The 21,171-nt window shown below is 67.0% G+C and carries 20 protein-coding genes; 13 read left to right on the plus strand and 7 right to left on the minus strand.

The window, feature by feature from the left end; all coding sequences use genetic code 11:
- Positions 1–7: 7 nt before the first annotated feature.
- Both speB and KO481_RS37495 read right to left on the minus strand, forming a co-directional pair.
- Positions 8–1,024, minus strand: coding sequence for an agmatinase (speB, locus tag KO481_RS37490; RefSeq protein ID WP_215923283.1), 1,017 nt, complete (start codon positions 1,022–1,024; stop codon positions 8–10).
- A gap of 352 nt (positions 1,025–1,376) precedes the next feature.
- Positions 1,377–2,255, minus strand: coding sequence for a class I SAM-dependent methyltransferase (locus KO481_RS37495; RefSeq protein WP_215923284.1), 879 nt, complete (start codon positions 2,253–2,255; stop codon positions 1,377–1,379).
- A gap of 295 nt (positions 2,256–2,550) precedes the next feature.
- On the opposite strand from KO481_RS37495, the gene rpsA reads away from it, so the two are divergent.
- Complete coding sequence (rpsA, locus tag KO481_RS37500; protein ID WP_215923285.1) at positions 2,551–4,029, plus strand: 30S ribosomal protein S1; 1,479 nt, start codon at positions 2,551–2,553, stop codon at positions 4,027–4,029.
- Between the two features lie 105 nt (positions 4,030–4,134).
- Entirely contained in the window at positions 4,135–4,317 is a 183-nt protein-coding gene (locus KO481_RS37505; protein ID WP_215923286.1) for a helix-turn-helix domain-containing protein, read from the plus strand.
- An 898-nt stretch (positions 4,318–5,215) separates the two neighbouring features.
- On the opposite strand, the gene KO481_RS37510 is transcribed toward KO481_RS37505, so the two are convergent.
- Positions 5,216–5,566 carry an ADP-ribosylation/crystallin J1 gene (locus KO481_RS37510; protein WP_215923287.1) on the minus strand — a complete coding sequence of 117 codons (351 nt, stop codon included), beginning with the start codon at positions 5,564–5,566 and terminating at the stop codon, positions 5,216–5,218.
- Positions 5,567–5,663: 97 nt separating this feature from the next.
- Between KO481_RS37510 and KO481_RS37515 the strand changes: the two genes are divergently transcribed.
- Both KO481_RS37515 and KO481_RS37520 read left to right on the plus strand, forming a co-directional pair.
- The gene (locus KO481_RS37515; RefSeq protein ID WP_281066272.1) at positions 5,664–6,059 is read left to right on the plus strand and encodes an SDR family oxidoreductase; all 396 of its coding nucleotides are present in this window, start codon (positions 5,664–5,666) and stop codon (positions 6,057–6,059) included.
- A 305-nt stretch (positions 6,060–6,364) separates the two neighbouring features.
- A complete protein-coding gene (locus KO481_RS37520; RefSeq protein WP_215923288.1) occupies positions 6,365–6,619 on the plus strand; it encodes a tryptophan 2,3-dioxygenase in 255 nt (84 codons plus the stop codon).
- A 370-nt stretch (positions 6,620–6,989) separates the two neighbouring features.
- On the opposite strand, the gene KO481_RS37525 is transcribed toward KO481_RS37520, so the two are convergent.
- On the minus strand, positions 6,990–8,624 hold the full coding sequence (locus KO481_RS37525; protein WP_215923289.1) for a CocE/NonD family hydrolase: 1,635 nt from the start codon (positions 8,622–8,624) through the stop codon (positions 6,990–6,992).
- 277 nt (positions 8,625–8,901) lie between these two features.
- Between KO481_RS37525 and KO481_RS37530 the strand changes: the two genes are divergently transcribed.
- The 9 genes from KO481_RS37530 (at position 8,902) to KO481_RS37570 (ending at position 17,726) form a co-directional block, all read left to right on the plus strand.
- On the plus strand, positions 8,902–9,324 hold the full coding sequence (locus KO481_RS37530; protein WP_215923290.1) for a hypothetical protein: 423 nt from the start codon (positions 8,902–8,904) through the stop codon (positions 9,322–9,324).
- The gene (locus KO481_RS37535; protein WP_215923291.1) at positions 9,321–9,542 is read left to right on the plus strand and encodes a helix-turn-helix transcriptional regulator; all 222 of its coding nucleotides are present in this window, start codon (positions 9,321–9,323) and stop codon (positions 9,540–9,542) included. The genes KO481_RS37530 and KO481_RS37535 overlap by 4 nt, the downstream gene beginning before the upstream one ends.
- Before the next feature lie 72 nt (positions 9,543–9,614).
- On the plus strand, positions 9,615–10,451 hold the full coding sequence (locus KO481_RS44545; protein ID WP_215923292.1) for a CPBP family intramembrane glutamic endopeptidase: 837 nt from the start codon (positions 9,615–9,617) through the stop codon (positions 10,449–10,451).
- 97 nt (positions 10,452–10,548) lie between these two features.
- Positions 10,549–13,656 (plus strand): AfsR/SARP family transcriptional regulator, encoded by a 3,108-nt coding sequence (locus KO481_RS37545; RefSeq protein WP_215923293.1) that lies wholly within the window; start codon positions 10,549–10,551, stop codon positions 13,654–13,656.
- 51 nt (positions 13,657–13,707) lie between these two features.
- On the plus strand, positions 13,708–14,919 hold the full coding sequence (locus tag KO481_RS37550; RefSeq protein ID WP_215923294.1) for an FAD-dependent monooxygenase: 1,212 nt from the start codon (positions 13,708–13,710) through the stop codon (positions 14,917–14,919).
- 71 nt (positions 14,920–14,990) lie between these two features.
- Positions 14,991–15,503: a VOC family protein gene (locus KO481_RS37555; RefSeq protein WP_215923295.1), complete on the plus strand. Its 513-nt coding sequence runs from the start codon at positions 14,991–14,993 to the stop codon at positions 15,501–15,503.
- Positions 15,504–15,851: 348 nt separating this feature from the next.
- A complete protein-coding gene (locus KO481_RS37560; RefSeq protein ID WP_215923296.1) occupies positions 15,852–16,133 on the plus strand; it encodes a hypothetical protein in 282 nt (93 codons plus the stop codon).
- A 24-nt stretch (positions 16,134–16,157) separates the two neighbouring features.
- Positions 16,158–16,991: an MBL fold metallo-hydrolase gene (locus KO481_RS37565; protein ID WP_215923297.1), complete on the plus strand. Its 834-nt coding sequence runs from the start codon at positions 16,158–16,160 to the stop codon at positions 16,989–16,991.
- Positions 16,992–17,171: 180 nt separating this feature from the next.
- A complete protein-coding gene (locus KO481_RS37570) occupies positions 17,172–17,726 on the plus strand; it encodes a hypothetical protein (protein ID WP_215923298.1) in 555 nt (184 codons plus the stop codon).
- 500 nt (positions 17,727–18,226) lie between these two features.
- Here KO481_RS37570 and KO481_RS37575 read toward each other — a convergent pair whose 3' ends face one another.
- The 3 genes from KO481_RS37575 to KO481_RS37585 are packed head-to-tail and all read right to left on the minus strand — an operon-like array spanning position 18,227 to position 21,055.
- Entirely contained in the window at positions 18,227–19,444 is a 1,218-nt protein-coding gene (locus KO481_RS37575) for a cytochrome P450 (RefSeq protein WP_215923299.1), read from the minus strand.
- A gap of 35 nt (positions 19,445–19,479) precedes the next feature.
- The gene (locus KO481_RS44550; RefSeq protein ID WP_215923300.1) at positions 19,480–20,856 is read right to left on the minus strand and encodes an NAD(P)/FAD-dependent oxidoreductase; all 1,377 of its coding nucleotides are present in this window, start codon (positions 20,854–20,856) and stop codon (positions 19,480–19,482) included.
- A complete protein-coding gene (locus tag KO481_RS37585; protein ID WP_215923301.1) occupies positions 20,846–21,055 on the minus strand; it encodes a ferredoxin in 210 nt (69 codons plus the stop codon). The genes KO481_RS44550 and KO481_RS37585 overlap by 11 nt, the downstream gene beginning before the upstream one ends.
- Positions 21,056–21,171: the final 116 nt, after the last annotated feature.

Raw genomic sequence — 21,171 nt, forward strand, 5'->3', positions numbered from 1 at the left:
GGCGCGGCTACCTCGGCGTCGCGGACACCTCGGGTGACTCGGTGGCTGCGGCGACGGCCTTGGCGGCCGAACCGGACACCATCAGCGAGACCAGGTCGAACACCAGCGTGGCGGCCGCGACGCAGGTGATCTCGGCGTGGTCGTAAGCGGGGGCGACCTCGACGACATCGGCGCCGACGATGTTCAGACCCGTCAGCTGGCGGAGCATCCGCAGCAGTTCCCGCGAGGTGAGACCGCCGGCCTCGGGCGTGCCGGTGCCCGGCGCGAACGCCGGGTCGAGCACGTCGATGTCGATGGAGACGTACACCGGGGCGTCACCGATACGCCGGCGCACGACGTCGACGGCCGCCTCGACGCCCATGACGTCCAGGTCGCCGGCCCGGATGATCCGGAACCCCATCCGCGCGTCGTCGTTGAGATCCACCTGGTCGTAGATCGGCCCGCGGATACCCACATGGATCGAATGATCCTCGATCAACAGCCCCTCTTCGAAGGCGCGGCGGAAGATCGTCCCGTGCGTCACCGGAGCGTTGAAGTAGGTGTCCCACGTGTCGAGGTGGGCGTCGAAGTGCAGGAGGGCGACCGGGCCGTGCTTTGCGTGCAGCGCACGAAGATTCGGCAGGGCGATGGTGTGGTCGCCGCCGATCGAGACGATCCTGCGGTCCCCGCCGCGGAGGATCTCGCGGGCATGGTCCTCGATCTGCTTGCAGGCCTCGGCGATGTCGTACGGGGTGACCGTGATGTCGCCGGCGTCGACGACCTGGACCTCTTCGAGCGGCGCGACACCGAGTTCGACGTGGTAGCCGGGGCGCAGTGCCCGGGCCGCCTGCCGGACAGCGAGCGGGCCGAACCGGGCACCCGGCCGGTAGGACGTGCCGCCGTCGAAGGGTGCGCCGAGAATCGCGATGTCGTAGTCGCTCACCTCGTGGATGTCGGCGATGCGGGCGAAGGTGCCCTTCCCCGCGTAGCGGGGAACCTGGGTGGCCTGGACGGCGCCGATCAGGTGATTCTTGGGCTGGTTCATTGTTCTTCTCACTCCGGTATCAGGGCTGGCAGCGGATGCTGGCGGGTCGAGGGTGGGTGCGATTCAGACGGTGCGAACCGTGCCAGGGACCGGCAGCGGCGGCCCGACCGCGGACGTCCGATGAGTGCGCTCCGACACAGAATCACCCATCCGGGCATGCCCTGACGAGTAACCAACGCGCAAATCCTGTGCGTACGTTTTGAGCGATCGCACAATCCAGTTGGTTGCGGGTCGGTGCCGCCTGCTGAATTCGCGGTGGCCCGGCTGCGATCTCTACCTCGACCGCTATCGGGGTCGAACTTCCGAGGCCCGCGATCGGTGACCATGGCCGGCCGTCACAGGGCGCTCCGAGCTATCGACTTGTGGGCTTCTCCGTGACGAATATTGCCGTGCCAGGAAATATCTCGCCGCGCAGCGGGCTCCACTGCCCCCATTCCTGGTCGAGCCATTCCGGCCAGTCGGGCTCGATCAGATCGATCAGGACCAGGCCCGCGCCGACGATCTCGCGCACCCGGTCGCCGAGGGTGCGGTGGTGCTCGACATAGGTGGGGTTGTCGTCGGCGTCGACCTCCACGTAGGGCGTGCGGTCGAAGTACGGCATGGTGGCGCGCAGGCCGTCCGGGCCGGGATCGTCGGGAAAGATCCAGCGCATCGGGTGATTCACCGAGAAGATCCAGCGCCCGCCGGGCCGCAGCACCCGCGCCACCTCCCGCATCACCCCGGCCGAATCGGCCACGAAGGGGATCGCGCCGAAGGACGAGCAGGCCGCGTCGAAGCTCTCGTCCGCGAACGGCAGCGCCTCGGCCCCGGCCTGCACCAGCGGAACCCGCGGACCGCCGCGGGCCATCGCCGCCAGGCCGCGCTCGAGCATGCCGCGCGAGAGATCCAGCCCGACCGGGTGCGCGCCCTGGGCCGCGAGCCAGCGCGAGCACGGGGCGGACCCGCAGCCGATCTCCAGGATCCGCTTGCCGGTGACGTCGCCGAGCAGATGCCAGTCGCCCTCGTGCATCCCCTCCGGGCACCACACGAACTCACCGTCGGTGGAGTCGACGCCCAGGAATTCGGCGTGCGCAACGTGGTACTGCTCGGCATCGGCGTCCCACCAACGGCGGTTGGCCCGCGCGCTGGCCACGGAATCTATTTGCGCACGGCTTATTCCGACGGCGCCGAGTAGCGCGTTGGCCTGGGCGTGGGGGTCGTCGGACGGGACGTCGGGGTGATCCTGCGGCATGATGGAAGGGTATCGACTGACATGGGGCGAGGGTTCCGACACGGTGGACCCTTGTTTGCTTGGTACAACACCCGTCGCGTACGCTGTTTCCCGCGAGTGTCCTCGGTGTTTGCGTACCGGTACGCACATGCCGTTATCACTCGTGAGCTGTGAGTTCAGGGCAGGACAGCGTTGTGCGCTGACACGGCGATGTGCTGTGCAAGGTCCAACGTAGCCCCCTAGCTGTGCAGTCACAGCAAAACCGAGAGTTCCAATGTCCACTACCGACCACAATCCGTCCGGAGCAACCCCACATATGCCCACCACCATCACCTCGCCGCAGGTAGCCGTCAACGACATCGGCACTGCCGAGGACTTCCTCGCCGCAATCGACAAGACGATCAAGTACTTCAACGACGGCGATATCGTCGAAGGCACCATCGTCAAGGTCGACCGCGACGAGGTCCTGCTCGACATCGGTTACAAGACCGAAGGCGTGATCCCGTCTCGCGAACTGTCCATCAAGCACGATGTCGACCCCAACGAGGTCGTTTCCGTGGGCGATGAGGTCGAGGCCCTTGTTCTCACCAAGGAGGACAAGGAAGGCCGCCTGATCCTGTCGAAGAAGCGCGCGCAGTACGAGCGGGCGTGGGGCACGATCGAGGAGCTCAAGGAGAAGGACGAGGCCGTCAAGGGCACCGTCATCGAGGTCGTCAAGGGCGGCCTGATCCTGGACATCGGCCTGCGTGGCTTCCTCCCGGCGTCGCTGGTCGAGATGCGCCGCGTGCGCGATCTGCAGCCGTACGTCGGCAAGGAGATCGAGGCCAAGATCATCGAGCTGGACAAGAACCGCAACAACGTGGTCCTGTCCCGCCGCGCCTGGCTCGAGCAGACCCAGTCCGAGGTCCGCAGCGAGTTCCTGCACCAGCTGCAGAAGGGCCAGGTCCGCAAGGGTGTGGTCTCCTCCATCGTCAACTTCGGCGCGTTCGTCGATCTCGGCGGTGTCGACGGCCTGGTGCACGTCTCCGAGCTGTCCTGGAAGCACATCGACCACCCGTCCGAGGTCGTCGAGGTCGGCATGGAGGTCACCGTCGAGGTTCTCGACGTCGACCTGGACCGCGAGCGTGTGTCGCTGTCGCTCAAGGCGACTCAGGAAGACCCGTGGCGTCAGTTCGCCCGTACCCACGCCATCGGCCAGATCGTGCCCGGCAAGGTCACCAAGCTGGTTCCGTTCGGTGCGTTCGTGCGCGTCGAGGAGGGCATCGAGGGCCTGGTGCACATCTCCGAGCTGGCCGAGCGCCACGTCGAGGTGCCGGACCAGGTTGTCGCGGTCGGCGACGACGCGATGGTCAAGGTCATCGACATCGACCTGGAGCGTCGCCGGATCTCGCTGTCGCTGAAGCAGGCGAACGAGGACTACCACGCCGAGTTCGACCCGTCGAAGTACGGCATGGCCGACAGCTACGACGATCAGGGCAACTACATCTTCCCCGAGGGCTTCGACCCCGAGACCAACGAATGGCTCGAGGGCTTCGAGAAGCAGCGCGAGGAGTGGGAGGGCCGCTACGCCGAGGCGGAGCGTCGCCACAAGATGCACACCGCGCAGATGGAGAAGATGGCCGCCGACGCCGCCGCCGAGGCCGCCAACGGTGGACCGCAGAACTACTCCTCCGAGAGTGGTGCGCAGGCGAGCAGCTCGTCGTCGTCTTCCTCCTCGTCGGAGTCGGCCGGCGGTTCGCTCGCGAGCGACGCGCAGCTGGCCGCGCTGCGTGAGAAGCTCTCCGGCAACGCGTAATTCGCATGCTCGAAGGGCCCCCGGATCCATTCGGATCCGGGGGCTTTTTCGTCGGATCACCGGGCTGCCGCGGTCGGTCGCAATCCGCACGATAGCTTCGGCGGAATGACGGACAACCCGCTCGGTGACTTCCTGCGCGCGCGGCGGTCCGCCGCGCGCCCGGAGGAGGTCGGGTTGGCCTGCTACGGGCCGCGCCGGGTCGCAGGCCTGCGACGCGAGGAAGTCGCGGGGCTGGCCGGGGTCACATCTCGGTTACGCACTACATATGTGTTGACCGGGGACTGGTGAGTGCTGACGCTCGTGACCAGCATCTTTGTGTGGCAAGCCATCCCGTTGAGGGATGGTGCGGCAGCGCCCGTAACGCTTCGCCGTCCTCTGCGATGGGAACCGCAATGAGCCCAACCCCCACAAGGAATGTCAATATCGTCGCCATGAAATCGAAGACTCGTCACAGGATCTCTACTCTGGTTGCTGCCGCAGCGATCAGCGGCGGTCTGCCGTGGGGCTGCACGGCTATTGCCCAGGCTGAGGACCTCGAGCCAGCGCCCGACTGCGTTTCGTACAGCTCGAACCATGGGGTTATTTCGGCTGAAGACCAATGCGTAGGGAGCCTCTACCTCAGGTCGGACATCGACCAGTGCAAGTACCTGGGCCGGAGCAACACTTGGGCGACCAGGGATAACAAACTCTACACTTGCGAGCCGTCATCATCGCCTGCAGCGCCCAGCGGCTCGGCGGGCTGACTCTCCCGAACCTCAACTCTGTGCTCGATTACCGCGATGTTAGCTGGCGACGCGAGCCCAGTGCCCCCACTGGCTGATCAGTAGCCGGAACCGCCCACGTTTCGGCCCTGATCGACGGGTGCTAATCAACGCGGTTCGGTCCCCCGTCCTGGTTCTGCGCCGGGGTGCACGCCCGGGAGCGGAGCGGTAGGGCGGGCGCACCGGGCGGCGCGCGTAGCGCGCCGCTCTTGATTCTGCCCGACCGGCCCGGTCACCGTCGAACGCATCGTCTCGAGCAGCGGCGGCATAATGGTCGCCCACCTACTCACCCACACACCTCGCACCACCACCGACACGCTCACCCGCCGCGGAGCGAGCAACCACTAACCCTCCGGGCTTGCGGCGGTCCTGGATGGGCGTCGTCGTGCTCGGTGGCGGGCTTCGATCGGAGCAACTGGATTGGGCTACCGGAATTCGTGCACCACTTCGATGCGGCCCACGATGTGGCGGTTGAACTCTTCGAGTTCCTCGGCGGGCACCCACAGTTCGAGGATCGTTTGCCCGCCTGCCTGCCGGACGGGATACCTGGCCGCGAAGTCGGCATCGATCTCGAACCGAGTCACGTAGCCGACGCCCGATGCCGCAACATTCCAGTCTCGTGCGATACGTATCGCGTAGTCCTCGTTCAACACCGGATAGAAGATCGGCTGATCGGGCAGCCGCGGTGGCCACGCCGTCCATCCCGACGCCTCGACCAGCGCCAACTCCTCCGGCCCCGTAGGCCGCCACAGGGGCAGTGGCTCGCGTTCATCCATCGCCATTCCTCGGTCGCTTAGTTCTGCGAATCATGCCCCCGCTGCCCCTCGGGCAGCCAGTCCTTATTCGCGGCCCGAGTAACCAGTAATCTGTCTGCTGAGCACGGGCGCCGGCGTCGTCCTCACCACGTCGACCGCGAACGTCACCGGCATGCCGATGACCAGTGTCTATGCAGCCGGCAAAGCGGCGCTGCGCTCGATGGCCCGCAGCCTCGCCGGCGAGCTGCTCCCACGCGGAATTCGGGTCAATGCGGTCAGCCCCGGTCCGGTCGATACGGGAATTCTGGAGAACGGGATGACCGCGGAGACTGCCGCGCAGTTCAAGGCGCAGGTGGTCGCGGGTAATCCCGTGCAGCGTTTCGGCACCCCCGACGAGATCGCCAGGGCGGCAGTATTTCTCGCCTTCGATGGTCACCGAGCCCGCTTCGGCAACGGCCAGCGCGTACTCGTACTGACGAAGGGGCATCGGCTCCCGTCCCCTTCCCTGCGGTAGACCGCGGTCCACCCCGTTGTCATCGTCGTAACAACAAGTCTTACATCATCCGCTGCCCCCAGCCCCGCCGGTAGAACGCTCCCGAACAGGGGACATGCCCGTTTGAGCATAGGAACGACGCAATCAAGCTTGGGCTCAAGAGCATTTGTCGAACAGCACATGTCTGACGACGATGGGGAACGCGACGCGCCGGATTCTGCGAGCGCACCGGCACTCCAACCGCACGACAAGGGATGGCATTGATGACTGAGGTGCAACGACATTCACGTCAATCTGCTGTCCCTGCCGATGGCCGAGGGGGTGTTATGGCTTCCACTGCTTACAACTCTTACCTGCACACCAGCGAGCTGCATTCGCTACAAGATTGCCTGACCTCCGCCGAGGGAGAGCGGTCGTTCCTGGTGGTCTGCCAGGTTCAGGAGCTCTACTTCGGCCTGATCGGCCATGACCTCGAGGTCGCGGCCGCACACCTGCACGGCGGGGAGGTCACGAAGGCGACGACGACGAAACGCTCGCCGTGCTGCACCAGCGGGGTTTGCCGATCCCGGCCGAGGCCCTGAGCCGGGACACCACCGTGCAGCACTCGCCGCACCCGGAGATCGAACGTGCCTGGGGCGAGGTCTTCGCCGGTGGTGCGTACGCCGACTTGGCCGAGCTCGGTGACGCCCTGCTGGCGATCGCCGAGGGCTACGCCGACTACAAGCACCACCACCTGCTGACCTCTCTTCGCACCTACGGCAACCGCCCGGGGTACTACGGAAAGCCCAGCGGCGACTGGCTTAAAGAGACGATCCAGGAACTGCCGTTCCCAGAGCTGTGGTCCGTTCGCACGGATGGTGACTGGAGCCTGCCCGACGTGGCCGGCCACCCGGGGCTGACGGACGATATCAGCGCGAGTCCTCGCCGAGGACTCGCGCTGATACGTTGTGGTCACGGAGTCATCGGGATATCCAGCCGGGCCGGGCCGTCGAAGGTGACTGTGCTGTCGGGTTCGGTTTCGCCGGCGTACAGCGGATCTTCGGTGGCGAGGATGAGCGCGAGTTTGTTGCCGATGGGGACCCGGTAGTCGGTGGCCTGCAGGGGCAATTCGATCGGGGAGGGTTGTTCCGGCCCGGGGTTGTGCACTGTGGCGGCGGCGTGGGTGATGATGCGCAGCGTGCCGGTGACGGGGTTGAGGTCGAAGAGGTACGCGATCACGGTGACCGCGCGGGTGGAGGCGGTCGCCGTCAGGTGGACCTTGGGGATGCCTGCGATGTGGCGTGGCATGAGGAACGGGACGGGGGTCTTCCAGACCGCGGCGGTGGACCGGTCGACGTCGGCGAGTTTCTGGCGCACGGGTATGAGGAGACGCTCGCGGAAGCCGTCCATGACCAGCTGGTTCACCGCGTGCACGTGCGGGGCACCCGTCCGGATGGTCTGCTCGAAGGCTTTCGGTGGGTCCGGAACCAGTGCGCCGTCCGGGGATTCGCCGGTGGGTGCCGCGAGGTAGTAGGTGCGGCCGGTCTCGGCCCAGGACGCCAGGTCGGGGGACGCGGTCATGGTGAAGCTGTACATGGTTTCGGTGTGCACCGCACCGTCGCTGTCGATGCCGTTGTCGACATCGCACAAGAAGTGGTCCAGCCAGTCGTAGGCGGCCTCCGTGGTCCGGGTGTATATGCCCAGCAGCAGTCCCGGGACCTCCACGGCCCCATGGTCGCCGACCGCCAGGTCCAGGCGCTTGGGACCGGGGAATTCGGTGAAGTAGTTCAGCAACTGGTTCTGCGGGAAAATCGTCTCGTGCCAGTAGCTGGTGAAAAAGGTTGGCACCCGGCGGCGTTCGCCTGCCGGAATGTGTGCGGGCGATCGGAGTCTCGCATATTCCAGCACGCCTTCGATATTGGTATTGGCTCGGAATTCCTCGAGCACCTTCTGCAACTCCGGGCTGGGATGCTCGCTTATCGCGGCCAGCGCTTCGGCGGCCAGGATGTGGCGGGTGTGGTTGTCGTAGAGCGCTTCGCCCAGATCCGCCCAGGTGCTCAGGGCGACAACGGCTTTCACCCGCTTGTCGGCCTGGGCGACGAGCTGGGCGATACCCGAGCCGTAGGAGATTCCGGCCATGCCGATCCGGTCGGCGTCTGCGCCGAGGTCCGGGTGGTCCAGCGCCCAGTCGATCACCCGGCGCCCGTCCGCGACGTCTTCGGGGCCGGCCACGGTCAGTTCGCCTTCGGAGCCGGGCAGTCCGCGTTCGGTGTAGGCGACAACGGCGTAACCGCGCATGAGCAGCCGGATCATCGCCCCGGAGTACATTTTCCAGCCCGTCGGATCGAGACCGGCGGGCAGCACGATCACCGGGTGCGGGCCGTCGGTGCGCGGCCAGGCGGCCATGGCATCCAGCAATACGCCGCCGTCGCCGGGTATCTTGACCGGGCTGAACCGGCACAGGGTGCGGACGGCGGCGATGTCGTCGGCCAGGTAGTCGGGAACATCGGTGGTGTCGCCGGTGAGTAGGTCGTTCACCACCGCGAGCACAGCGGTTTCCTGATCGGGAGCGAGCAGGCGCAACTGATCCGGGCGAGCCTGAGGCATGGCTGAATCCTTTCGGTCCTGTGTGTATTCCGTTGCGGCAGAATTGATTCACGACGAAAGGGAAGCATTGCGGGGAGGAGATCCGAGCCCCCGCTGAGCAACAATCGTACCCTGCAACCGGCTGGCACACGATCGAATCGATCGAGCGAGAGTGCGGCCCGGTCCCTGGGGGTGTTGGCCGCGGCGGTAACGCTCCCGTCGTTACCGAATCGTCGTCGGCGGCACACGAGTGGAAAGTTTCCTTGACATGGGTGTGTGTGGTTTCGATACTGGAGTCATGACAAGCAAGCTTTACATTCGAAAGTGGAGTGCGGGCGATCGGGCGCGTGCGTGGTCCTATCAGCGGGATTTCTGGCCTGGCATAATCGGCTATTTGGTGGTGCTTGCCGCGGTGCAGGTTTGGGGGAATCTGGACGGGCACAGCGCGTGGCGCTACCTGTGGGCGGTGCTCCCGGTGCTGCCCGCGCTGTGGATAGTGCGGGCGGTGTGGCGCCACGTCGGCCGCATCGATGACTATCAGCGGCTACTGCTGTTGCGCGGGCTGGCGGGCGGGTTCGCCGTTGCCATGATCACCGCGGTAACCGTTGGCCTGCTTGACATTACCGGCCTGTTTTCAGCGCTTCCTATTGCCGGGTGGATCATCTTCGGCGCCGGGATGATGGGTTGGGTGGTGGCCGGACAGATCGGGGCGCGTCGATGAAAAACCAGCTGCGCGCCCTTCGTGAGCGCCACAGCTGGACTCAGGCGATGCTGGCCGATCGGCTCGACGTCTCCCGGCAAACCATCAACGCCCTGGAAGCTGGTCGTTACGACCCCAGCCTGCCGCTGGCCTTCCGCATCGCCGCGCTGTTCGACCAGCCCATCGAAGCGATCTTCTTTCCCGACGAGGGGTCGCCCCGAGGAGGCGGTCGCGCCTGATACCCCGGTACTACAGGTGATCAGGACTCCGGGGTGATCCGCGCGCGGATATCGACCGACAGAGTAAGTCGCGTGAGCCTCAACGGTATCGGAAACACTCAGCCCGGCCCCGCCCGCGCAGCGCAGTCACCGACCACCATACGGGTCTGGGCCGCACTCGGCGTCTATGTCCTGTCCACCCTTGCTGCCTCGGCTGTTCTACTTGCGGTGCAACCTCATTCGGGCATCGACCGCGCAGCGCTGTCACTGGTCCAGTTCGGCCCGGCGCTGGGTGCGCTGGCGACCTGGCTGCTGTTCAGGAAGACCGTCGCCGGACTGCTGCCCTCAGCAGTTTCGGCCCGGCGAGTAGGCGCGAGTGTCCTGGCAATGGTCACCGCCTGTGTGTTGTTCTGGCTATTGATCACGATGGCGGCTGTCATCTGGGGCACCGCCCTGGTCGGCCCCGCAGGAGTCGGAGGCGTATCTTTCGCAGTGTTTGTGCTGCTCCAGCTCATCGGCGCGGGCGGCGAGGAAATCGGCTGGCGGGGTCTGATGCAGCCGATACTGGAATCTCGAATGGCCAGGCTCGCGGCAATTTCGGCGACCGGGGCGACGTGGGCCCTGTGGCATGTCCAGGCATTCGCGGCGGGCCCGGTGACCGCGGCCTGCTTCTTCGTCTCGGCGATGGCGTTTGCCATCGTGCTCGGATATCTGGGCAACGGAAGTTTCCGCCAGCGTGTGCTGACCGCGGCGATCGGGCATGGGCTGATCAATGTCGCAACGTATCTGCTGGCCGGTGACAACACCTTGGATCGTCCACAGATCGTGTTCGTCGCAATTGCCGCCGTGCTCGTCGCTGCGGGCGTGCTGGTGTACGCGCTCCGCTCAACTCAGCGGATCGGTGAGAGTTCCCAGAGCCGAACGTGCTGAATGCGGTTACTCGCCGGGTGTGACAGCGGCGCCGGTCGGTGACCATGCGGCACGGCCGAAACAGCGGGGGGCCAAGGTTTGTCCGATACTGGCGATCGTGCAGTTCGGAATCCTGGGGCCGGTAGAGGTGCGGTGCGCTGACGAGAGTCCGGTAGCGGTAGGTGGGCCGCAGGTGCGGTCGCTGTTGGCGGTGTTGGCGGTGGACGCCGGCCGGGTGGTGTCTCGGGATCGGTTGATCGATGACCTCTATGGCGAGGATCCGCCGGGCGACGCCGGGCATGCGCTGCAGTCCCAGGTGTCGCGGCTGCGGCGAGCGTTGCGCGCCGCGGGTGCGGACGAACTGGTGGAGTCCTCGGCCGCGGGCTATCGGCTCGCGGCCGACCCGGAGTCGGTGGATCTGCACCGGTTCGTTCGGCTCGCCGAAGGGGGACGGATCGCGTTGCGGGACAGGGATCCTGCCACTGCGGTTGTGCTGTTGGATCAGGCTGCTCGGCTGTGGCGGGGCGCTCCGTTGGCCGACGTGCGTGACGCGCCGTTCGCTGCTGCGGTGGTGGTCCGCCTCACCGAGGCGTGGCTGACGATGCAGGAGGAGCGTGCGGAGGCTGCGCTGGCGCTGGGTGACCAGCGGGCGGTCGTCGAAGTGTTGCCGCAACTGGTTGCCGAACATCCGTTGCGGGAGCGGGCCCGGGCGCTGCTGATGCGCGCGCTGGCCGGCGCCGGCCGACAGGCAGAGGCACTGGAACTGTTCGAGCAGGGCCGGCAATTGCTCGCCGAGGAGCTGGGTGCCGACCCCTCGGCCGAACTGGCACAGGCGCACCTGGCGATCCTGCGGGCTGACACCGAGTCTGCGCCGCCGGTCCGGCGCCTGCCCGCTCAGCTCACCAGTTTCGTGGGCCGTGACGACGAGCTGACGCAGATCGCTTCGCTGCTCACGCGGTCCCGCCTGGTCACGCTGACCGGCCCGGGCGGTGTCGGCAAGACCCGGCTGGCGTTGGAGGCCGGCGTCCGGGCCCGGGGCGAGGTGTGTTTCGTGGATCTCTCGGCGCTGGTGGACGGCTCGCAGATAGCCGAGGAGATGGTGACGGTACTCGGCGGCCGCGCGAGCGCCGGGACGATAATCGGCGCGGTCGAGGATGCGGAACCCCGGGTGCGCGCCATGCTCGCCGACCGGCCATTGCTGATCATTCTCGACAACTGCGAGCATCTGGTGTTCGACGTCGCCCGGCTGGCACATCGGTTGTTGCGCGACTGCCCGGGACTGCGGGTGCTGGCAACCAGCCGGGAAGCCTTGCGCATCACCGGCGAGACCGTGATCGCGGTCGGGCGGCTGCCGGTCGTGTCTGCCGAAGCGTCGCTGGCCGATCAACTCGGCTGTGCGGCGGTCCGCCTGTTCGCCGATCGCGCCGCGGCCGTGCGGCCCGGATTCACCGTCGATGCGGGCACGATCGCCATCGTGCGGCGCATCTGCGCGCGGCTGGACGGCCTGCCGCTGGCCTTGGAACTGGCCGCCGCCCGCGTGCGCACCCTCGACGCCGGCGAGATCGACGCGCGGCTGGCCGACCGGTTCCGGCTGCTGGCCCGGGGAGACCGCGCAGCCGAACCGCGACACCGGACCCTGCGGGCGGTGGTGGACTGGAGCTGGGATTTGCTGGAGCCGGCCGAACGCCTGCTGGCGCGGCGCTTCGCGGTGTTCGCCGATGGGAGCACTGCCCCTGCGGCCGCGTCGGTCTGCGAACTCGACGATGCGGACGAGCTGCTCGACAGCCTCGCGGACAAATCGCTGGTGGAGGTGCACGGTGGCCGCTACCGGATGCTGGAGACGATTCGCGCCTACGGCCTGGTGCGGCTGACCGAATCCGGTGAGCGTGAGCAGTTTCGACGCGTCCATGCCGAATTCTTCACCGGCCTGGCCGAGCGGGCGGATCCACTGTTGCGCGGCCCCGATCAGCTCGACTGGATGGCGCGGCTGGACGCCGAACATGACAACCTGCAGGCGGCGCTGCACTGGGCGATGAGCGCCGACCCAGTACTGGCGCAACGGCTCATCGCCGCCCAGGCATGGTATTGGTGGCTGCGTGGTTACCCCGGTGACGCCGTCGAATTCGCCGGTAAGCTGTTGCCTGCACTCGATCCTGCGGTGAGCCTCGAGGAATACACGCTGTGTGTGGCGGTCGCCGCACGCGCGCGAACCGAGCCGTCGGCAGCGGTCATGTCGGCCGTCGCCGCGTTGTCCAGCGTCGAAAAGCCCCTACAGCGGCCGCATGTGGTGTTTCTGCTGGCCACGGCCGGGGGGTTGCCGGAGCTGGGGCCGGAGCGGGAGCGTCTGCTGTTCGGTCCCGATCGATGGTCGCAGGCGTTCCTGCAGCTGGGGGAGGGGCTGCGCCTGCTGATGTCCGGTGAGCCGCAGGCCGCAGAGCACGAATTGCACTGTGCCCTGGGGGGTTTCCGTGCTACGGGTGACCGCTGGGCGATTGCCACCACCATCGATAAGCTTGCCGCGGTCGCCGACTGGCGCGGTGACCGGAGCGCCGCGCTGGACCTGATCGACGAGGCTGTAGTTTTGCAGACCGAGCTGGGTGCCGGTGACGATGCCGCCGACCTGCTCAACCGGCGTGGCGACATTCTGGCCCGCGGGCCGGTCGCGTGCCGTGACGCAGACGGAGCCCGCGCCGCCTATTGCCGCGCCGCCGAGGTGGCCCGGTCGGTAGGCGCAACGGACATGTACGCCAACGCTGTCCGCGGGCTCGGCGATCTGGCCCGGGCGGCAGGCGACCTGCCCGGCGCCCGGGAGCACTACGGCGTCGCGATTGCGGTGTCCGACAACGGTTCGGTCGGCATCGCGGAGGCCCGGGCTCGCAGCCTCATCGGGCTGGGCTGGGTTCGGTGTGCCGAAGCGGACTTCGGGCGCGGACGGGCGGCGCACCGCGAGGCGTTCGAGGTGGCACGCCACCGATCGCGGCCGGTGGCTGCGGCAGCTGTCGAAGGCATGGCGGGGGTTGTCGCGGCGCTGGGTGAGACGGCTCGGGCGGCGCTGCTGCTCGGCGCCGCCAAGGCGCTGCGGGGGATGCGTGCCGCGGGCGACAGTGCGGCGGACGACACGGCCGCACGATGTCGCACCGAACTCGGCGACCAGCAGTTCCGCGCTGCCTACGAGCATGGTGCCGGGTACTCGGTCGAGGAGGTGGCCGCACTGCTCGGTGAGTGACGGTGAGCCGATGGTGAGGCCGCGGTGAGCGCCGCGGCCGACGCTGTTCCCATGACAGCGACACAGCAGTTCACCAACAAGACCGTTCTCATCTCCGGCGCCAGCGTCGCCGGGCCGGCATTGGCCTACTGGCTGGCCCGTTACGGGTTCACCGTTACCGTCGTCGAGCAGGCACCCGCCCTGCGCGAGGGCGGCTACAAAGTCGACATCCGCGGTGTGGCAATGGAGGTCGTCGACCGGATGGGACTGACTCCGCAGGTCCGCGCCGCATCCACGGCGATGCGCGGCGGAGCCTGGGTCGACGACTCGGGTAAGGCGCTGGCCACACTGGGGCCGGAACTCATCGGACTGCGTTCCCCCGGCGACGACGAGGTCCTGCGCGGAGATCTCGCCCGCATACTGTTCGACGCCACCAAGGATAACGTCGAGTACCTGTTCGGCGACTCGATCACCGACCTGCAACAGCACGCCGACGGCGTGACCGTGCAATTCCGCAACGCTGCACCGCGCGTGTTCGACCTGGTGATCGGGGCCGACGGCATGCATTCGGCGGTGCGTCGCCTCGCCTTCGGACCCGAAGAACAGTTCGCCCGGCATACCGGCATGGCGGCCTGCGTGATCTCGGTATCCAACCACCTGAACCTCGACCACTGGGAACTCGTGCATCCGACGCCCGGGCGGGTGGTGCAGGTCTACAGCACCCGGCAGGCCACCGCCAAAACCCAGTTCATATTCCAAGCGCCGCAACAACTCCCGGACCGCCGCGACCGCGCCGCGCAGCAACAACTGGTGGCCAACGCTTTCGCCGACGCCGGCTGGGAGACGCCGAACCTGGTACGCGCGCTACCCGAATCCCCGGACTTCTATTTCGACTCCGTCAGCCAGATCCATCTCGACCAGTGGTCGCGCGGCCGAGTCGCACTCGTCGGTGACGCCGCGTACTGCCCCTCACCGCTGTCCGGGCAAGGCACGAGCATGGCCCTGGTCGGCGCGTACGTTCTTGCCGGCGAACTGAAAGCGACCGCCGGACACGTCGCCGCGTTCGACCGTTATCAGCGCGCCATGCAGGACTACGTCACCGAGAACCTGACGCTGGGCTGGAACAACGCCACCCAGATGGTCGCGGCCGACCGCCGCGCGATCCGCACCCAGACCACCATGCTGCGCATGCTGCGGTACATGCCGTGGAAGGGCCTGGCCCTGCGGCCGATCATCAAACCGTTGGAGCGTGCGGCCAACGCCATCCGCCTCACCGACTACTGAACCCTCGCCGGCCCGCTCATGCAGGATTTTGTCACCAGCCGACCCCGCAACACCTTTGAGGAGCACCCGAAATGAATCCCATAACCGGCCCGATCTTCCAGGTGGCGTGGGTTGTCCACGACATCGACGCGGCCGAACAAGAATTCACCGACCGCTACGGTGTCGACGAATGGGTCCGCATGCCCCGGATGCATTTCGGTCCCGAGTCCAGCCGCTACCGCGATGCACCCGCGGACTTCACACTCGATACCTCACTCGGTTACGCCGGGGGGCAGCAACTCGAGCTGATCGCACCGGTCTCCGGCGAGAACCTGTACACCGAAGCGCTCACCAGAACCGGTCCCGGCTTGCACCACATCGCCTGGGTGCCCGACGATTTCGATGCCGCACTGGCACAAGCGCAAGCACAAGGCACCGAGATCGTGCAGCACTGCACCGTCGCCGAGATCGGCATGGAATTCGTCCACCTCTCCGGAGGGCCCCTCGGCTCGTACATCGAATTGCTGCGACTACCAGCCCCCGCGCGCGCGATGTTCGACAGCATGATCCCGCACGGATACCGAAACCCGTGGTCATGCGAGTAGAGCCGGACGCACCGGAACTCACGACTCTGCAACTGCGGCAGGTCATCTGGCAGCGGATGAACCAGTGGGTGAGGGGCCGTGCGGGCGGTACGCGCCGTCGGTCAGCGTCGTTCTCATGCCAATCGGCGCAGGGCACGACGGCAAATCCCCGTGCGGGTACCAGCCACGGGACCACCACCGGCGACACCATCGCCCTCGCTCGCTACACCAGAGGGAAAGAACTGTGCACGAACGACTTGCTCAGATGCTGGTGGGTGACTCCGTAGGACAGCACGTACACCATGAAGATGTAGGCGGCGGTGCTGTTGCCGAGGATCACCAGGGTGGCGTGTACGACAGACTTCCACGGTGACCAACGCGCCGCTCGGTACGCTCACGGCCGACTTCTTTCCGATGCAGGTGCGCTATTCGGGCACGTCCGTCGCCTATCAGATCGGCTCTCTCCTAGGCGGCGGCATTACCCCGCTGGTAGCGGCGTCGCTGTTCACCGCAACCGGCAACTCGTGGTCGATCACGTGCTACGTGGGCGCGATCTCGGTGCTCAGCCTGCTTGCGTCGATGGCGATACCCGCTCGAGACCCTGATCGCCGTCCCCGCCCCGCCACCACCGATGTGTCCGTACACGCATGACCACCGCAAAGGAGAAATAGGGACATGGATCTCGTCATTCTCGGTAGTTCGGGTGGTCCCCAGCCCAATACCCGCCGCGCGGCGCCGGCTACGGCAATCGTCACCGGGGGCCGGATCCACGTCATCGACTGCGGAAACGGCGTCGCTCGTCAACTCGTCGCGGCCGGATTGCGGCTGCGTGACCTGGTTTCGGTCCTGGTGACCCACCACCACGTCGACCACAACGCGGACCTGGGCGCGCTCATCCATCTGGCATGGACGGCGGGATTGGTTACCCCTGTCGACGTCTACGGACCGCCACCGCTGGGGCAGATGATCGATCTGCTTCTCGCGGCCGGGCGCTCCGACATCGAGCATCGCGAACACCTGGGAAGGCCACGGCTGTCCTCGCTCATCCGCAGCCACGAGGTGGCTTCGCCCGGCGTGATCGCCGACTCGCCACAGTTGACGATCACCGCCGGCCACGCCGAGCATCCGCCGATGCACTCATTCGCCTACCGCATCGACGCCGACGGTGCGTCAGTGGTCGTCTCAGGCGACACAGCGCCATCCGATCACGTCGCTGAACTGGCAACCGGTGCAGACGTACTCGTGCACGAGGTGTACTCGCCCGATCATCTGCGGCGGCTGATGGGTGGAACCAACGCCGACGTCGATCAGCTACGCACACATTTCGCTCGTGCACATACCGACGCCGAAAGCGCGGGCCGCATCGCAAAGCAAGCTGGTGTCGCCAAACTTGTACTCTGGCACTTGATCCCGTACGACGTCGACGACGACGAGTGGCTGCATCAAGCACGCCGTCATTTCGACGGAGAAATCGTCGTCTCCCGAGACCTGATGAGAATCCCGTGTTGACCATGGAGCACGCCGGATTCCGGCGGCGATCCGCGCGGGCATCGCGGTGCGCCGATCGAAAGGCCCGCCGACCGGTGGTTCCGGCCGCTGCGAGGTCACCCGAAATGTTTGGCACTGGCGAGCTTTTCGTGGTTCTGGCGCAAACACTATGACCGTCATCCGGGGCTACAATCGATGATCGTGGACCTGCCTCAGGAAGTATCAACACCACCAACGATCTTTCGATCTTCGTGGGTCCGTTGGGTAGAGATACTGGTGTTGGGGCTGATAGGGATCGCGGTCGGCTGGTGGCTACTCGTGACGAACACCCCCACCAACCCCCCGCTGACGCCCCCCATATTTGCTGCGATCGTTCCGGGAGCCCTTTCGCTGTTCATCGGAGTGGACCACTTCATCCGTCCCTCACCCGATGTGGCAGTCGACGATCAAGGGGTGACGCTCAGCGCATTCGGCCGGATCCCGTGGGCTGGGATATCGCGTATCCATCTGGTCACATTCCATACCATGAGGTTCCTGGCCATCGAACTAGTCGAGCCCAGGCCCAAGCTCACCGGAAGTCGTTGGCCCAGATGGGTCTACGGCCCGATCGGCAAGCTCTGGGCGGGCTACCCGCTCGCCATCTCGGAGCGCTGGCTACGCCCGATATCACTGGACGACATCGCCGCTGAGCTACACAGGCGAAACCCTGGTCTGGTCATCGCAAGATCCGAACGGAGCGGATTCCGCTGGTGGTGAGCCCAGCCCGAGCCCTTTCGACGCCGCTGTTCGCAGGCTTGCTCCTCGATCTGATCGACCGCCGTACGGACGTGCGCACCGCGGCGAACCCCCCGCACGGTAACCCGATGGGACGCAAGCCATTAGCGAGCCACACCGATAACTCTGGCGGGCAGCCGATTAGGGAGCTTCCCACCGGGTACCTGGGACTGATCGTGGCCGGGATCAAGCCCTGGCATCAAGTCTTAAGTAGCCGATTATGCGATGTCGAAACGACGTCGCTTCGCGGCTACTGCGAGTGGTGAACGCGTCCACCGACCTCGATCCATCGGTCCGGCCGAAGGTTGGTCATGATGTGGGAGCCGCGCGGAATCTCAGGCGTGTACCGCTACTCGCAAGATCTCGACGCCGCGCTCATCCTGTGGTTGAGCGCCGGACCGTAACCAGCGCGCCCGCGACTGAGCAGCTCCGTTCCGAATGCTGCCTCGGTTCCATGGCCACGACGAGGCAGTTCATTGCGTCTACGGCGACGGGGCCAGCTCGATGGGAAGGTGCCGGGGGCCCCGTAGCACGGCGCTGTGCCGGTAGGGAGGAGGGTCTTCGACCAGGGTTGCGGTGGTGAGATGGGGAAGGAGTGCCCCCAGGGCGATCTGGGCTTCAACCCGGGCGAGGGGTGCGCCGTAGCAGATGTGGATGCCGCTGCCGAATCCGAGGTGCTGGTTGTCCCGGCGGGTGGGGTCGAACCGGTCGGGATCGCGGAATCGCTTGGGGTCACGGTTGCCCGAGGCCAGCACGAGCAGCACGGGTACGCCCTTGGGGATGGTCGTGCCGGCGACGTCGACGTGAGTGAGGGGAATACGCTCCAGCAAGTGGACGGGAGGCTCGTAGCGCAGCAGTTCCTCCACTGCGCCAGGAAGCAGGTCGGGTTCACGGCGCAGGCGCTCCAGCTGGTCGGGGTGGCGCAGCAGGGTGAGGACACCGTTGGTGATCAGATTGACCGTGGTCTCGTGTCCGGCGACGAGCAGCAACACGGCGGTGGCCGCCACTTCCTCGCGGGTGAGCCCTCCGGTCGGGTCCGGGTCGTTGACGAACGCGGACAGCATGTCGTCCCCCGGGCGGCCGCGGCGCTGCTCGGCGAGATCCACCAGGTAGCGGCCCATCTGCGCCCGGGCCTGGTTGCCGGCCCGTTGGCTCGTGCCGAGGTCCTCACCGGGCCGGATGTCGCCGGAGTCGATGATGGCGTTGGACCACTCGCGGAAGGTCGGCTCGTCTTCGCGCGGTACACCAAGGAGTCGGCAGATGACGGAGACGGGCAGGGGATAGGCGAAGTCGTCGACGACGTCGACTCGCGTACGGCCCTGGAGCGACTCGATCAGTTCGTCGGTGATCCGGGTGATCTCGTCTCGCATCGCGTCGATCCGGCCCGGACTGTGCGGGGGCCCGAACGGCCGTGTGGCCAGGCTGCGCAGCCTGCGGTGTTCGGGGTCATCGAGCCGGATGAAAGGGCGGGGTTCTTCCTCATCCGCAGGCAGGCCGCTGTAGGTGCCGGCGCGGTTGCGGCGGTCCGAGCTGAGCCGTGGGTTGTGGAACAGGGCGACAATGTCGTAGTACCCGCCAACCAGGTAGCTGCCGTCCGTCTGCCGCGCCACGCCCGCCTCGCGGAGTTCCGCGTATAGCGGGTACGGGTCGGGGCGGTTGGCGTAGTCGGTGATCCGCTCCAGCAGGGTGTCGACAGCCATCGACGGGCTCCTCGTGACAGGGAAGAACGGAAGGGTCAGCCGGCGGGCCGGACCACGGTCAGCCGGCGGTCCGGCAGGTGACCGGTCAGCGCGACGGTGGGGCCGTGGGACAGCCCCCTTGGATCCGGCACGTCGGAGGGAAGCGCGAATTCGGTCACCAGCGGATGGCTGTCGGCCGCGCCGGGCGCGGGCGGGAACGGGGCGGCGGCCTCGATCAGGCCCTGGTAGTACTCCAGCCACTTGGCCATGTTGACGGTGACGGCGGCAGTGATGCGGCCCCCGTAGCCGTAGACCGCCACCAGACGGCGTTCAGTGAGCGAGCCCTGGGCAATGACCACCTGGTCGGAGTAGGTAGGGACACCCACGGACTTGATGTTGACCCCGAACTGGCTCGACCAGAAGACCGGAACCGCGAGGTGGGGACGCCGCGGCGGCCCGGAACTGATCATGTTGTGGGCCGCCACCTCGGCCTGCGCGACCGCGTTGCCCCAGTGCTCCAAGGAGAGCATCTGGTAGTCGAAGAGCGGGTGGGGGAAGCGGGAGACGTCACCTGCCACGAAGACGTCGTCGGTGACGATCCCGTACATGTCGAAGGCTCGGCACCCCGCATCACAGGCGACCCCGTGCGGGCCCGCCGCCAGCCCGGAATCCGCCAGCCACTCGACGTTGCGGACCGCACCCATGGCGATGACGCACACGTCCGCGTCGATGTGACTGCCGTCGGAGAGATCGGCTCCGGTGAACCGCCCGCCGTCGTTCCCGCACAGCGCGGTGACCGTCACTCCGCAGCGCAGGTCCACGCCGTGGGCCCGCTGCAGGCCGGCCGCGAGCCTCGCCAGCGTGCCGCCGAGGGCGCCCACCAGCGGTGCGGTACCACGTTCTGCGACCGTGACCTCGATGCCCCGCTCCCGGCAGGCCGAGGCGATCTCCGAACCGGTGAAGCCAGCGCCGATGACCAGCACCCGGCGCGGCCCGGCGGCCAGCCGCTCGGCCAGGCACCCGGCGTCCTCACGCGTGTGCAGGGTGAAGACTCCGTCCAGGGCAGCCTGCTCCGGTTGGGGCCAGGGGCGCGCCCGGGTTCCGGTGGCGATCAGCAGCCGGTCGTAGGGCAGGGACTCGCCGTCGGCCAACAGGACCTGACGGCCGACCGGGTCGAGCCCCGTGGCACGCACTCCGAGCCGCCAGTCGGCGTCCGGGTCGCGGCGCATCGGCAGCCCGGTGGTGTCCGCCGCCGACATGCCGAGCAAAACCTGCTTGGACAGCGGCGGCCTGTCATAGGGCGGATGGGGCTCGTCCCCGACCACGGTCAGCGAGCCGGTGAAACCCTCCTCGCGCAGCTTCTCGGAAGCCCGCAACCCGGCCAGCGACGCGCCGACGATGACGATGGGGCCCTCCCGAAGGTCACCGGGCACGGGCGCTCACCGCCTCACCCACGAGGATCGCCTGGACCGGGCACGCCGCAGCGGCCTGGCGCACGCGCTCCAGCTGCTCGTCCGGGACCTCCTGGCGGTACAGCAGCGCTTCCTCGCCATGCAGGTCGAACATCTCCGGTGCGAGAAACACGCACTGCGCGTACGCCTGGCAGCGGGTGAGGTCCACGACGAGCCGCATCCCAAGCCTCTCCCTCCGTGATTTTGTACCACTTATCGAATCATCCGAAAATCAGCGTAAGTCGTTTTGTGTCAAGCGGTTCGGTCGGTGCCCCGTGTGTCGTCGTCCCGGCATAG

The sequence above is a fragment of the Nocardia albiluteola genome (assembly GCF_018860155.1).
Taxonomy (GTDB): Bacteria; Actinomycetota; Actinomycetes; order Mycobacteriales; family Mycobacteriaceae; genus Nocardia; species Nocardia albiluteola.